Here is a 14,062-nt window from a genome sequence, read left to right as displayed (position 1 = left end):
CGCCCCCTTGCGCCTCAACCGTTCGGCTGAATGGCACCTCAATTATCTTTGATGATGAAATGAAAGCTGCTGTGAAGTGGCGCGCTTGACAGCGCGTTCCGACGCGCGGCCGGCCTCATTCCTCAGTCGAGCAGCTTGTCCAGGGTGATCGGGAAGCGGCGGATGCGTTTGCCGGTGGCGTGATAGACCGCGTTGGCGATGGCGGCGGGAACGCCGACCAGGCCTATTTCGCCCAATCCCTTGACACCAAGCGTGTTGATGCGCGCATCGGGTTCCTCGACAAAGATCACCTCGATGTCGTGAACGTCCGCGTTCACCGGGATGTGGTATTCGGCGATGTTCGGGTTCATGATGCGGCCGAAACGGTGGTCCATCACCGTCTCCTCGTGCAGCGCCATTCCGACACCCCAGACCAGGCCGCCCATGATCTGGCTGCGCGCGGTCTTGGTGTTCAATATCCGACCCGCGGCCACGGCGCTGACCATCCTGGTGACGCGGATGACGGCGAGCTGTTCGTCCACTTTGACCTCGGCAAACACTGCGGAATGTGTATTGCGCGCGTGCGATTTATCTTCCGGAAACTGGTTCAGCTTTTCTCTTTCGATGCGTTCGACCCGGCCGTGGCGCATCGCATCAGCGATTGAGACTGCACGGTGCCTGTCCCGGGCACTGGCGATGGCGCCGTCGCTGAGGACAGTATCGGTGACCTCGGCATCGCCGAGCGCCGATCCCGGCATTGTCCTTGCGAGGCGCAAGAGCTCAGCGCGCACGTCCTCGGCTGCGGCGAGCACCGCATGGGCGGCGGAGGCGGCCATCCAAGAGCCACCTTCGACGGGGGCCTGCGGCAGCGTGGAATCGGCGAGCTTGACGCTGATGTTCTCGATCGGCAGGCCGAGTGCGTCGGCGGCGATCTGCGCCACGATAGTATAGGTGCCGGTGCCGATGTCCGACGCCGCGCAGGACACTTCGGCGTGTCCGTTCGCGGTCAGCACGATGCGGGCTGCCACCGGCATCTGCAGAGCCTCCCATACGCCCGTCGCCATCCCCCAGCCGACGAGGTCGTTGCCGTCGCGCATGGTGCGTGGCTCGGGATTGCGTTTGCTCCAGCCGAAACTGTCCGAACCCTGCTGGTAGCATTCGCGGAGTCGCTTGCTGGTGTAGGGAAGATCCTCGCTCTGGTCGCGATCGGAATAGCAGCGCAACCGCAGCTCGACCGGATCGAGCTTGAGGGCCACCGCCAGCTCATCCATGGCGCATTCCAAAGCGCAGACACCCGTCGCCGCGCCGGGCGCGCGCATATCGGAGGGGGTGGAGACGTCCAGCGGCACCAGCTTGTGCGTGAGGCGTGTGTTCGGGCTCGTGTAGAGCTGGTCCGCCCAGCCGGCGTCATTGCGGGAAAACTCTTCATAGCGCGAGGTCACCGCGATCGCCTCATGCGTGATCGCATCCAGCGTTCCGTCAAGTTTGGCCCCGAGGCCGACGCGCTCGATGGTTGCCGGCCGAAAGCCGAGACCGTACATCTGTTGCCGTGTCAGAACCACGCGCACTGGCCGCTTCAGCGCCAGTGCGCCGAGGCTCGCAAGCACCACTTGGTGCTGCGGCCGCAGACCGGAGCCGAAGGCGCCGCCAACATAAGGCGAGATGACGCGGATTTCGTCCGGCTCTTTCATCAAGGCGCTGCATAGATATTTCTGGACGTTCTGTACACCCTGCGTCTTGTCATAAACGATGAGCTTGCCGCCGGGTTCAAAAACCACCGTTGTGGCAAACAGCTCCATCGGATTGTGGTGCTCGGTCGGGATGACGTAATCCGCCTGATGCCTCACGGCAGCCGTAGCGAGCGCGCTCGGAGCATCGCCGCGTGGCTTGTGCGGCTTTTCGACCTCGAAGGCCCTGTCGCGCTCGCGCTCGAGGTCGGTCGCGAAGGATTGGTCCTGCTGATATTCGATATGGAGCAAGGTCGCGGCGAATTTTGCCGTCTCCCAATCCTCGGCAAGGACCAGCGCGATGGGCTGGCCATTGAATCTGACCTCGTCGTCATAGAGCGGACGGAACGGAGAGCCTTTTTCCGGCGCGACTTCATCCTTCCAGGCTTCGTCCTTGTCCGCCATCGGCGGGCGATGGGCGTGCGTGAGGACATCCAGCACGCCCTTCACGTTCAGGGCGTCAGTGGCCTCCAGCCGCGAAATGCGTCCCCTTGGAATGGTGGCTTCGACGACAAAGCCGTGCACGAGGCCGTCGGCGGCGAACTCGCCGGCATACTTTGCGGCGCCCGTGACCTTGGCGCGACCGTCAACGCGGGACGTGGGTGTTCCGACATAGGCATTCATCGGTGTTCTCACGCGATCTTCTTGTGGGACTGCGATTGCGGCGTGGCATTTGCGGCTTGCGCTAGCGTACGAACGATGGCACGGCGGGCAAGCGCGATCTTAAAGCCATTGTGGGCGTAGGCCTTGGCCCCCTGCAACAGCGCATCCGCGGCGCGCGCGAAATTGGCTTCCGCCGCCGGCTGTCCGCGCAGCAGGGCTTCGGCCTCCAGCTTGCGCCATGGCTTGTGCGCGACCCCGCCGAGCGCAAGGCGCGCCTCGCCGATCTGCTCGCCATCCAACTCCAGCGCGGCTGCGACAGAGACCAGCGCGAACGCATAGGACAACCGGTCGCGAATCTTCAGGTAGCTGTAGCGCTCTGAAAATCCGCGCGGCGGCAGCTCGATCGCGGTGATGATCTCGCCTGCGGCCAGGTTCGTGTCGAGATGCGGGGTATCGCCGGGCAACCGATGGAAATCCACGAGCGGCATGGTCCGGTCGCCGGACGGGCCGGTGATGCGCACGCGCGCGTCCAGTGCTGCAAGTGCCACGCACATGTCGGACGGATAGACCGCGATACACGCCTCGCTCGTGCCAAGAATGGCGTGACCGCGATTGGCGCCCTCGATTGCCGAGCAGCCCGTGCCGGGGTGACGTTTGTTGCACGGCGTCGCGGTGTCGTAGAAATAGGCACAGCGCGTCCGTTGCATCAGATTGCCACCGACGGATGCCATGTTGCGCAACTGCGCCGATGCGCCGGCGAGAATGGCGCTGCCAAGGAGGGGATAATTCCGCACGACCAGAGGGTGATAGGCGAGGTCGGAATTCGGCACCAGTGCACCGATAAGCAGGCCGCCATCGGGTGTCTGTTCGACTTGCCCGAGCTGCAGGCGGGAGATGTCGATCAACCGTGACGGCCGCTCCACATTCTCCTTCATCAGGTCGACCAGATTGGTGCCGCCGGCAATCAGCTTAGCCCCTGGATCGGCATTGAGCAGGCGAACCGCGTCCGCGACGTCAGCCGCCCGCGCATATTGGAAATTGATCATGATTGAGCCATCGCCTGCTGGATCGCGGCGACGATGTTGGGATAGCCGCCGCAGCGGCAGAGATTGCCGCTCATCAATTCGCGAATGTCGTCAATGCTCCTGGCGTGGCCCTCAGCCAGCAACCCTGCTGCGGAGCAGATCTGCCCCGGCGTGCAGTAGCCGCATTGAAAAGCATCATGGTCGATAAAGGCCTGTTGCAACGGATGGAGTTTGCCGTCGCCCCCGAGACCTTCGATCGTCGTCACCTGCGCGCCATCCTTCATCACTGCAAGCGTCAGGCAGGAGTTGACCCGGCGCCCGTCGACGAGAACGGTGCAGGCGCCGCACTGGCCGTGATCGCAACCCTTTTTGGTGCCGGTCAAGCCGAGACGGTCGCGCAGGGCATCGAGCAGCGTCGTCCAAGGCGCAAGATCGAGCGAGCGACTGCTACCGTTGACTATGAGATGCACGGGAATGCGTTCCGGCGCCTGTGGTGAAGTTTCAGCCATGTCGAATCCGCTTCCTGCCGGAGAAGCCGAGCAGCACCGTCCTGCCGATAATTTGCCGGCCTCGCAGTTCCGCTGGCGATAGCGCCCAACGAGCAATAGCGCGCTTTGTTCCTAGGAGATTCCGTTCGCGCGGGCAGCAGCCCTATCAGCGCTTCGTCTCGCCGAACACCACGGTCGGCACCGCGCGGTTGACGACCTCGCGTAGCGCGAAGCTCGATTGCACGCGCGCGACGCGCGGCAGGCGCGACAGCTCGGTGCGATGGATGCGTTCGAAATCCTGGATGTCGCGCGCGAGCACGATCAGGATGTAGTCGTCGGTGCCCGACATCAGGAAGCAGCGCACGACCGAGGGGCACTTCACCACCTCCGCTTCGAATGCCTTCAGCGCCTCGTCGCTCTGGCTCTCCAGCGCAATGCGCACCAGCACCGTGGTTGTGAGGCCGAACCGCGCGAGGTCGAGCGCGGCCTGGTAGGCCTGGATGTATCCGTCGTCCTCCAGCGCCTTCTGCCGCCGTGCCAGCGCCGTGCTCGACAGGCCGACCTTGTTCGCAAGCTCGGTGTGGCTGGCGCGCGCATTGGTCGTGAGTTCCACGAGAATGGCGAGATCTTTCCGGTCAAGGGCCAAGGTTTCGTTTCCAGCGTGAGAGGGCATTTCCGCGCCCGAAACCGGCGCGCGGCATGCGAAACTAGCGGATATTTGCACGAAACCAAACTCGCCACATCGCTACGATCACGGGGTGAATCAAAAGGAGCCCAGGATGCGTGTCGGTGTGCCCAAGGAGATCAAGGTGCAGGAATATCGCGTCGGGCTCACCCCGGGCGCGGTCCGCGAATATGTCGCGGCCGGGCATCAGGTGACGGTCGAAACCGGCGCCGGCAGCGGCATCGGTGCCTCCGACGAGGTGTACCAGCGGGCGGGGGCCTCGATCGGCGCGAATACGCGCGAGATCTTTGCGAAGTCCGACATGATCGTGAAGGTGAAGGAGCCGCAGAAGGATGAATGGACCCAGCTTCGCGAGGGCCAGATCCTGTTTACCTATCTCCATCTCGCGCCGGATCCTGAACAGGCCAAGGGTCTGCTCGCGTCAGGCTGTACTGCGATCGCCTATGAGACCGTCACCGACGCGGCCGGTCACCTCCCCCTGCTTGCGCCAATGAGCGAAGTTGCCGGCCGCCTCGCCATCGAGGCCGCCGGTGCCGCGCTCAAGCGATCGGCCGGCGGCCGCGGCCTGCTGCTTGGCGGCGTGCCCGGGGTGCAGCCGGCACGCGTGGTCGTGCTTGGCGGCGGCGTGGTCGGAACGCAGGCCGCGCGCATGGCCGCCGGCCTTGGTGCTGAAGTCAGCGTGATCGACCGCTCGATTCCGCGCTTGCGCGAGCTCGACGATCTCTTCGCCGGACGCATTCGCACGCGCTTCTCGACCATCGAGTCGGTCGAGCAGGAGGTGTTCAATGCCGACGTCGTCATCGGCGCCGTGCTGGTGCCCGGCGCCAGCGCACCAAAACTCGTCACGCGCGCGATGTTGCGATCGATGCGGCCGGGCGCCGTGCTGGTCGACGTCGCGATCGACCAGGGCGGCTGCTTCGAGACCTCGCATCCAACGACGCACAGCGACCCGACCTATGAAGTCGATGGTGTCGTGCACTATTGCGTGGCCAACATGCCGGGCGCAGTGCCGGTGACGTCGAGCCAGGCACTGAACAATGCGACGCTGCCGTTCGGCCTGATGCTCGCGAACAAGGGGTTCGCCGCGGTGCTGGAAAATCCTCATTTGCGCAACGGACTGAACGTCCATCGCGGTCGCGTCACCAACAAGGCGGTGGCGGAAAGCCTTGGGCTGGACTTCGCGCCTGTCGGCAGCGGGCTTGCGGCGTAGAGTCGCCGGACCTACGCCTTCGTCAGCCTGTACTGCCCCAGATCCGGATCATGCGTCATGCGCCAGTAGTCGACAAACCGCCAGGGCATCGCCGAAAACACGCGGCCACTGCTATTGCGGTAGTAGGTGCTCATGCCCGGATGGGTCCAGATCATCGCCTCGTGCTCGGCATCGACCTTGCGAACGTAATCGTCGAGCACCTCCTTGCGGACGTCGATGGCGGCGACGCCTTGCTCGATCATGTCGACGAGGCAGGCGGAGATGTAGCGGCTCTGGCATTCCGACTGGAAGATGACGCTGCCGCCATGGGCCGGGCCCGAGTTCGGTCCGAGCATGCAGAAGAAGTTGGGAAAATCGGGAACGGTGAGGCCGAGGAACGCGGTCGGATTGTCGTTAGCCCATGCCGCGCGCAGAGTCTTGCCGTCGCGGCCGCTGATGTTGAGGCGGGCGGCCATTTCCGTCACCTTGAAGCCGGTGGCGACGACGATGATATCGGCGGGACGGTGCTCGCCGTCGGCGGTGACGATGCCGCGTGCGTCGAAATGGTCGATTGTGTCGGTGACGAGCTCGACATTGTCGCGCGTCAGCGTCTTGAACCAGTTGTTGTCGAGCAGGATGCGCTTGCCATACGGCGGGTAGGTCGGCACGCATTTCGAAATCAGGTCGGGCCGGTCCTTCAGTTCGGTGAGAATGAAGTCGGTCAATTCCTGGCGATGCCGGTCGTTGCCCTTGTTGACGGCGCGCTCGGGATGCGGCCAGGCCGGGTCCTTGCGCAGGAACGGCAGCAAGCCGTCGCCATAGCGCCAGAACATGTTGAAGCGATACCACTGCACATAGAACGGCAGATGCGCGAGCAGCCAGCGCGCGCCCTCGCTGATCGGATCGGCATAGCCCTTCACCGGCCGCGCCCATTGCGCGCTGCGCTGGTAGACGGTGACGGAAGCAACGCGGCCGGCAATCGTCGGCACCAGCTGCATCGATGTCGCGCCGGTGCCGATCACGGCTACATGCTTGCCGTCAAGCTTGATGTCGTCCGACCACAGCGCCGAGTGCAGGATCGTGCCTTTGAAATCCTCTTCGCCCTTGAAGTGCGCGCGGGAGGGGTCGTTGAGCTGGCCGATGGCGGAGACCAGCGCCGTGGATTCGAATATCTCTTCGCCGTCTTTCGTCTTGAATGTGGAAATCCAGCGCCGCCTGCTGTCGTCCCAGTGCGATGAGGTCAGCTCGGTGTTGACGCGCAGATGCTCACGGATGCCATATTCGTCCGCGACCTTCAGCAGATATCCGAGCAACTCCTCGCGCTGGCAGAAATAGCGCGTCCATGCATTCTGGGTGCTGAACGAGTACGAATAAGAGTGATTCGGCGTATCGACGCCGCAGCCGGGATAGCGGTTGATCCACCAGGTGCCGCCGAGCTCGGCGTTCTTCTCGACGATGGTGTAGGGGATGCCGAGACGGCCGAGCGCTACGCCGAGCGCGATGGCGCAGACGCCGGCGCCGACGATCAGAACGTGTTGCTCTGCGAGCCTGTCGTCGGAAGGACGATTGGCCCAGCGCGGCTCGCGCGCCACAAAGGCCATCTCCTCGCGCATCAAGGGCCCATATTCCGGCGCGACGTTTTCGCCGAGGCAGGTCCGCATCATCTTCAACAGCAGCTCTTCGCCGGGATCGCTGATGACCGGCTTCGGCGTGCCGTCGGCAAAGAGCTTGACGACCGCAGCGCGGATCTCGTCCTGGACCTCCCGGGGTACGCCAGCCTCGGGATCGGGAATGAGGCGGATGTCGCGTTTGGGCAGATAGGGCGGCTTGAGCCAGCGGGCCTCGCCGGTCATGTGCACCAGCACCATCAGCAGGCAGCGGATGTCGCCTTCAGCGATTGTCGAGGCGAGGTCGAGCGGCTTGTGTGGAGATGCGATGTTCATCGTCTTGTTCTGATCTCCGGCGATCCGGCGCGCAACGGCACGGTAGTCGACAAGGACGGAATCGTCCATCTGGCAGCATCAGGTCGCGTTCGGGCGCCCAAACCGGGCCAAAAGAAGAAAACTATTGCCCCGGGTTCGTCGGGCGGAAGGAGTTTCCCCTCCGGAGGGCAAATACGCCAATCGCTTCCATTGCTGTTTGGGGTCGAAACGACGACATTTCCTTCAGAAATTGATGGATTGGCACGGCCATGGAACGCACTGGATTTGAGCCTTTCGGCGAGCAACTGGTGTCCGCGACGGACACGCAGCCGCGGTCGCGCGCGTCAAAGCTCCTGCTGCGGGCCGGCACAGGCCTGTTCTGGTCGCTGGTCGCCGCCATCGTGCTGGCCCGCGCGGCTTTCTTCGAGCCGGGCGTCTACGACAGCTTCAGCCACGTGGCCTCACTCGCCAAAAACCTGCTCTTCTGAGCCCGATTATTCCGGAGCGAGGACAGGACTTCGCTCGACCCTGATATGTCGAAAACTTATTCCCCAGCGGAGCGACCCTGCGTATAAATCTTTCTCCCCAGGGAGAGATTTGTGTCGCAAAATCAAGCATCCAGCCCGGCCGACGCCAAACCAGCCACTGCCGTTAGCCGCATCGTCGCGCTGATTCCCGGCATCCTCCTGTGCATCGCCGTGGCCGGCGTCTCGGCCCTGCTCGAACGTTTCGAACTCGGCATCTTCGAGCATCCCTATGTCGAGGCGCTGGTGATGGCGATCCTGCTTGGGATGGCCGTTCGCAGCTTCTGGAAACCCGCGCCGCGCTGGCAGGCCGGCATCGCCTTCAGCGCCAAGCAGCTGCTCGAAGTCGCGGTCATGCTGCTCGGCGCCTCCATCAGCTTTGCGGCAATCGCGGCCTCAGGCATCGCGCTCCTGGCGTCGATTGCAGCCGTGGTTGTGATCGCGCTCACCGTCTCGTTCGGGCTCAGCCGCCTGCTTGGACTATCGACGCGGCTGTCGATCCTGATCGCCTGCGGCAACTCCATCTGCGGCAATTCGGCAATCGCGGCGGTGGCGCCGATCATCGGCGCCAATAGCGACGAGATTGCATCCTCGATCTCCTTCACTGCGATCCTCGGCGTGATGATGGTGCTGGGCCTGCCGCTGTTGATCCCGCTATTGCAGCTCACCGCCACGCAATACGGCATCCTGGCGGGTCTCACCGTCTATGCCGTGCCTCAAGTGCTGGCCGCGACGGTGCCGGCTGGTCTCGTCTCCACGCAGATCGGTACGCTGGTCAAGCTGATGCGCGTCTTGATGCTCGGCCCCGTGGTCGTCGGCCTGTCGCTGGTCGCCTCACGCTGGCAGACCGGTGCCAAGAAGACCAATATCGGCTTCTTCCGCCTGGTGCCGTGGTTCATCCTCGGCTTCCTCGTGCTGGCGACGTTGCGCTCGCTGGAGATCGTGCCGGGCACGGTGGTTGCCCCGATCACGCGGATCACGAGCTTCCTCACGGTGGTGTCGATGGCGGCACTCGGTCTCGGCGTCGATGTGAAGGTGCTCGCCAATGTCGGCGGCCGGGTAACGGCGGCCGTGACGCTGTCGCTGCTGCTCCTGCTCGGCATCAGCATCGCGCTGGTGCACTGGTTCAAGTGAGGAGCGCGAAGCTGTTGTAGGATGGGCAAAGGCGCGAAAGCGCCGTGCCCACCATGGGGCCGCATTCGTGGTGAGAATGGTGGACACGCTTCGCTTTGCCCACCCTTGTATTGGCGGGCCGGGCTATGATGGGCTGGTTCCGTGAGGAATGGCCCAGCCCGGGTGGCCACCCGGGCTGGGCCGCCGATCGATCGGATCGATGCCCACCGAAGCCCCTGAGAGCTGCGTTTCGTAGCAAGATCGCGGTCGGCACTTCATCGGGACCCGCATGGTTGAACGAACTTCAGGTTCGCATCACAAGGGAGGGTCGAGGAAGATGGCCAAACGTAACACGATCTGTGCCGGAATCGATACTAGCAAAGACAAGCTCGACGTGGCGCTCGATGGCAGTTCGGAGGAGCTGCAGGTCAAGAACACGGCGGAAGGTCACCAGGAGTTGGTGGAGTGGCTGAAGCGCCACAAGGTCAAGAGGGTTGGGATCGAGGCGAGCGGTGGTTATGAGCAGGCGGCGGTTGCCGAACTGCGACGCAAGCGGTTTGTCGTCATCGTATTTCAGCCGATCCAGGTCCGTGCCTATGCCACGTTCCATTTGCAACGGGCCAAGAACGACAAGATCGATGCTGCGTTGATTGCGGCCTGCACCGCCGCGGTCAAGAACATCCATCCCGCTCCAGACCCCCGGCTGCAGCCCTTTGCCGTGCATCTGACGATGATCGACCAGATCAAGGAGGACATCGCAAAGCTCAAAAATCGGCTGGAGAGCTGCCGTGACGAGCGTATCCAGAAGTTCTGGAAGGAGCAGATTGCTCTGTTGGCCAAGCACAGACGAGCCGAGTTCAAGGCCTTGGTGGCAGCGATCCGCAAGCATCGCGATCTCGCCGCACGTCTCGATCTGATCTACAGCGTTGGCGGCAGCGGCTTGCCGACCGCGGTTGCCATCTTGATCAGGATGCCCGAGATCGGTCGGATCACCCGCGAGCAAGCCGCAGCCCTCACCGGACTTGCGCCTTACGATGACGACAGCGGCAAGCATATCGGCGCCCGTCGAATTGACGGCGGACGCCAGCGCTTGCGTCAGGCACTCTACACCGCAGCTCTTCCGGCCTCCTTCCGCTGGAACCCGCAGCTCATGGCCCTGTACAGCCGGCTGATCGCCGCCGGCAAGGGCCACAAGCGCGCGCTCGTCGCCTGTGCCAGAAAGCTGATCGTCATCATCAACGCCGTCGTCGCCCGCGGAACACCGTGGGTCGCTGAACCGCCCAAAACCGTGAGTGTGTCCGTCACCTGATCGCGTTTCTTGGTTCGACCAGGCGACCGTTTCTTCGTCCCGACCTGCCGTCAAGACGACGCCGCGCACCGCGGCCGTCAAGGATGGCCGTCGCGCGCGTCTCACCTCACATCAACTGCCGCCAGGCCACGCCTTGACGGCCGCGGCGCGCGGCGTCAGCCTCAAGGCTATCGGGACGCCATACTTAATGGTTGCTACAAGTTTGCGTGTCTCGGCTAAATCACATCCGCCAGCGAATGGCCGTGCAGCTCGATGTTGAGCCCCTGTAGGCCCATGTCATTGATCTCGCCGCCCATCGCTTTCAGGCTCTCCTCGCGGATCAGCGACATCAGGCCGCGGCGCAGCGCCAGAAATTCCGACGACATCATCATCGATTGCTGCCGTGGCCGCTCCAGCGGAATCGGGATCTCCGCCTTGATCGAGCCGGGGCGGGCGGTCATGCAGTAGACCCGGTCGGAGAGGAAGATGGCCTCGTCGATGTCGTGGGTGACGAACAGCACCGAGATCTTCAGCCGCTGCCACATGTTGGTGAGGATCTGCTGCATGATGACCCGGGTCTGCGCGTCCAGCGCGCCGAAGGGCTCGTCCAGCAGCAGAACTTTCGGCCCGGTCGCGAGCGCGCGGACGATGCCGACGCGCTGCTTCATGCCGCCCGAGAGCTTTTCCGGATAGTGCTTCTCGAAGGCCTCGAGTCCGGCGAGCCCAAGCAGCGTCCGTGCCGCACGCTCGCGCTGCGAGCGCGCCATGCCGCGCATCTTCAGGCCGAACTCGACATTCTCCCGCACCGTCTTCCAGGGAAACAGCGAATATTGCTGGAACACCATGCCGCGCTCGGCGCTGGGGCCGCTGACCCGCTCGCCGTCGACGGTGACCACGCCGGTGGTCGGCTTGAGGAAGCCGGCAACCGCATTGAGCAGCGTCGACTTTCCGCAGCCGGAGGGGCCGACGATCGAGACGAACTCGCCGGGATTCACATGGATCTGCGTATCGGTGACGGCCTGAACCGGTCCCTCGATACTGTCGTAGCTCAGGGAGAAATTCCTGACGTCGATATGGCCCTGCGGTGCCTTGGTCACGATCTCGTTCATCTTGGCCTCCACGGCATCACCAATTGCCCCGCGCCCCGGATGATCAGGCTCGATCCCAGGCCAAGCACGCCGATCGCGATCATGCCGAGCGCGATGTCGGGATACTGGACCAGCGAATAGGCCTCCCAGGTGAAGTAGCCGATGCCGTACTGGCCGGAGATCATCTCGGCCGCGATCAGCGACACCCAGGCCACGCCCATGCCGACGGTGAGCCCGGTAAAGATGTGCGGCAGCGATGCCGGAAAATACACTTCGCGGAAGATCGAGCGTTCGCGCGCGCCGAGGCATTGCGCCGCGCGCACCAGCACGGGATCGACCAGAGACATGCCGTGCAGCGTGTTGACCAGGATCGGGAAGAACGAGCCGAGGAAGGTGATGAAGACGATGCTCTGCTCGTTGGTCGGCCACAGCATGATCGCCATCGGTACCCAGGCGATCGCCGGGATCGGCCGCAGCACCTCCGCCACCGGGAAGACGATCTCGTGTACCAGCTTGAAGCGACCCATGATCAGGCCGGTCGGCACGCCGACGATCGCGGCGAGCGAGAAGCCGAAGAAGATGCGCCGGCAGCTCAGCACGACGTGCAGCAGGAATTTGGGGTCGTGGATCGCCCTGGTAAAGCTCGCATAGACTTCAACTGGCGAGGGCACGTTGGTGAAGCGCACGAAGAACACGACGCGGTAGGTCGTGAGCAGGTGCCAGACCAGCAGGAAGGCGAGCAGCGAGATGATCCCGATCGCGGTCGCGCGCAGCCGGCCCTGGTTGAGCCGATACCAGCGCAGTGCCAGCGTGCCGAAGGAGGGCGGTGTCGCGGGCGGCGTGGTGGCGGGCACGGGGCCCGCCTCTGAAATTGCGGTTGCTGCTGACATGCTGTCCTCGGAATGTCTGAGGATGGCCGGACTGCTCACGTCTTGCCTCCGCTGACTGCCGCCTTCACTGCGTCGTCGAAGCCGAGCACCTTGCCGCTGATCTTGGCGGCATAGGCGTCCGCGTCCTTCTTCAGCAGGAACGGTGCGACCTCGCCAGTGCCGACCGCGAAGAAGGCCTGGTCGGCGAACAGCTTGATGCCGCGCGTGGTGTCGAAGATGTAGGCGACGTTGATCTTCTTGCCCTTGGCCTTGAAGTCGGCATAGGCGCCCAGCGTGCAGGCGGCGGACGAGAACGGCATGATGCCGACCTCGTCGACCCAGACCTCGCCGGCCTTGCGCGGATCGGTGATGGGCTTCTTGCAGAAAGTGTCTTCGCCGGAGATTTCGTAGTTCTTGGTGCTCGCAAGCTGCGCGTCATAGTCGAGCTTCATCTCGGCATAGGCCTTGCGGATGTAGCTGTCATCGGCCCATTTCTTCGGATCGAATTCCTTCATGCGGCCGAGATTCTGCAGCACCTTGACGTCGGTCGCGGCGGCATCGATCAGCGCCGGCTTGATCGTGGGGTCGGTCGTCATGTTGCCGCCGGGGCCGAGGAAGATGTAGACGACTTCCTTGTTGATGCCGGTCCATTCCTGGATTTTCTCGGCGGCAAGCTTCGGATCGTCGCGCAGCCACTGGTTGGCGGCAAGCAGCGCCTTCATATAGGCGACGACCACCTCTGGATATTTTTCGGCGAAATCGGTGCGGACCACGATGCCATGCCAGGTCGGCAAATTGGTCTCGACACCGTCAAAGATCTTTCGCGCAAAACCGCGGAACGGCAAGAGCTCGGCGAAGGGGACGAAGTCGGCATGCGCGTCGATCTTCTTTTCCTGGAGATTGGTCGAGCCGACCTCCGGGCTCTGGCTGACGAGCTGGAAGAAGTCTGCAGAGTAGCCGCGGTCCTGCATCGCCTTCAACACCATGCCGTGCGCGGCGGAGCCGAAGGGCACGCTGACGAGCTTGCCCTTGAGATCGGCGAGCTCGTAATAGGGCGAGTCCTTGTGGACGACGATGCCGTTGCCGGAGCCGGAGAGGCTGTAGGCGGCGACGCCGATCAGACGGCTCTTGCTCTCGGGATTGCTGTCGAAGGTGAAGCCGTTCACGATCAGCGGGTAGTCGCCCATCATGCCGATCTGCAACTTGTTCGCCATCATCGCATTGGTGACGGGCGGGCCGGACGTGAAGTTCTGCCACTCCAGCTCGAACTTGATGTTGGCGTATTTGCCATCCTTTGGCAGATACTTTTCGAGGAGATGGAGCTGGCGGATGACGATACCGGCGGTCACCGTGTTGGTCGTGGTGTCCTGCGTACCGATGCCGAGCGTCACGGTTTCCGCCAAAGCCGGTTGCGCAAGGATTAACGCTAGCGACGTCACCGATATCGCGATCGAGAGCGTGGAAAGATGGCGGACCATTCTCATCCTCATTCGGTTGGATGTGCTGTGGTTGCCATGATTGGGTGAGGGCGTGGACAGGGCAAATCCGGAATGACCGCCGCA

At 63.5% G+C, this 14,062-nt stretch carries 12 protein-coding genes; 4 read left to right on the top strand and 8 right to left on the bottom strand.

Going from position 1 to position 14,062, the window contains the following annotated elements; genetic code table 11:
• Positions 1–122: 122 nt before the first annotated feature.
• The 4 genes from JJE66_RS24115 to JJE66_RS24100 all read right to left on the bottom strand — a co-directional run bounded on the left by JJE66_RS24115 (position 123) and on the right by JJE66_RS24100 (position 4,468).
• Positions 123–2,330 (bottom strand): xanthine dehydrogenase family protein molybdopterin-binding subunit, encoded by a 2,208-nt coding sequence (locus JJE66_RS24115; RefSeq protein WP_200518748.1) that lies wholly within the window; start codon positions 2,328–2,330, stop codon positions 123–125.
• Between the two features lie 8 nt (positions 2,331–2,338).
• Positions 2,339–3,355, bottom strand: a complete 1,017-nt coding sequence (locus JJE66_RS24110) for a xanthine dehydrogenase family protein subunit M (RefSeq protein WP_200516965.1) — start codon at positions 3,353–3,355, stop codon at positions 2,339–2,341.
• Positions 3,352–3,843: a (2Fe-2S)-binding protein gene (locus JJE66_RS24105; RefSeq protein WP_200516964.1), complete on the bottom strand. Its 492-nt coding sequence runs from the start codon at positions 3,841–3,843 to the stop codon at positions 3,352–3,354. The genes JJE66_RS24110 and JJE66_RS24105 overlap by 4 nt, the downstream gene beginning before the upstream one ends.
• A 145-nt stretch (positions 3,844–3,988) precedes the next feature.
• The gene (locus JJE66_RS24100; RefSeq protein ID WP_200516963.1) at positions 3,989–4,468 is read right to left on the bottom strand and encodes an Lrp/AsnC family transcriptional regulator; all 480 of its coding nucleotides are present in this window, start codon (positions 4,466–4,468) and stop codon (positions 3,989–3,991) included.
• 133 nt (positions 4,469–4,601) lie between these two features.
• Between JJE66_RS24100 and ald the strand changes: the two genes are divergently transcribed.
• Positions 4,602–5,717: an alanine dehydrogenase gene (ald, locus tag JJE66_RS24095; RefSeq protein ID WP_200516962.1), complete on the top strand. Its 1,116-nt coding sequence runs from the start codon at positions 4,602–4,604 to the stop codon at positions 5,715–5,717.
• An 11-nt stretch (positions 5,718–5,728) separates the two neighbouring features.
• On the opposite strand, the gene JJE66_RS24090 is transcribed toward ald, so the two are convergent.
• Entirely contained in the window at positions 5,729–7,639 is a 1,911-nt protein-coding gene (locus JJE66_RS24090; RefSeq protein WP_200518746.1) for an NAD(P)/FAD-dependent oxidoreductase, read from the bottom strand.
• A 248-nt stretch (positions 7,640–7,887) separates the two neighbouring features.
• On the opposite strand from JJE66_RS24090, the gene JJE66_RS24085 reads away from it, so the two are divergent.
• The 3 genes from JJE66_RS24085 to JJE66_RS24075 all read left to right on the top strand — a co-directional run bounded on the left by JJE66_RS24085 (position 7,888) and on the right by JJE66_RS24075 (position 10,564).
• Positions 7,888–8,106 carry a hypothetical protein gene (locus JJE66_RS24085; protein WP_200516961.1) on the top strand — a complete coding sequence of 73 codons (219 nt, stop codon included), beginning with the start codon at positions 7,888–7,890 and terminating at the stop codon, positions 8,104–8,106.
• 111 nt (positions 8,107–8,217) lie between these two features.
• Positions 8,218–9,276 (top strand): putative sulfate exporter family transporter, encoded by a 1,059-nt coding sequence (locus tag JJE66_RS24080; RefSeq protein WP_200516960.1) that lies wholly within the window; start codon positions 8,218–8,220, stop codon positions 9,274–9,276.
• Positions 9,277–9,592: 316 nt separating this feature from the next.
• Entirely contained in the window at positions 9,593–10,564 is a 972-nt protein-coding gene (locus JJE66_RS24075; RefSeq protein WP_200513218.1) for an IS110 family transposase, read from the top strand.
• A 215-nt stretch (positions 10,565–10,779) separates the two neighbouring features.
• Here JJE66_RS24075 and JJE66_RS24070 read toward each other — a convergent pair whose 3' ends face one another.
• From JJE66_RS24070 to JJE66_RS24060, 3 genes are read right to left on the bottom strand one after another with little or no spacing between them, the layout of a single operon-like run.
• Positions 10,780–11,652, bottom strand: coding sequence for an ABC transporter ATP-binding protein (locus JJE66_RS24070; protein ID WP_200516959.1), 873 nt, complete (start codon positions 11,650–11,652; stop codon positions 10,780–10,782).
• Positions 11,649–12,560, bottom strand: a complete 912-nt coding sequence (locus tag JJE66_RS24065; RefSeq protein WP_200516958.1) for an ABC transporter permease — start codon at positions 12,558–12,560, stop codon at positions 11,649–11,651. The genes JJE66_RS24070 and JJE66_RS24065 overlap by 4 nt, the downstream gene beginning before the upstream one ends.
• On the bottom strand, positions 12,557–13,978 hold the full coding sequence (locus tag JJE66_RS24060) for an ABC transporter substrate-binding protein (RefSeq protein ID WP_200516957.1): 1,422 nt from the start codon (positions 13,976–13,978) through the stop codon (positions 12,557–12,559). The genes JJE66_RS24065 and JJE66_RS24060 overlap by 4 nt, the downstream gene beginning before the upstream one ends.
• Positions 13,979–14,062 lie beyond the last annotated feature (84 nt).

This window comes from Bradyrhizobium diazoefficiens, from assembly GCF_016612535.1.
GTDB lineage: Bacteria > Pseudomonadota > Alphaproteobacteria > Rhizobiales > Xanthobacteraceae > Bradyrhizobium > Bradyrhizobium diazoefficiens_C.
Note: the sequence above shows the minus strand (reverse complement) of the source record. Positions and strands in the feature narration are given on the sequence as shown.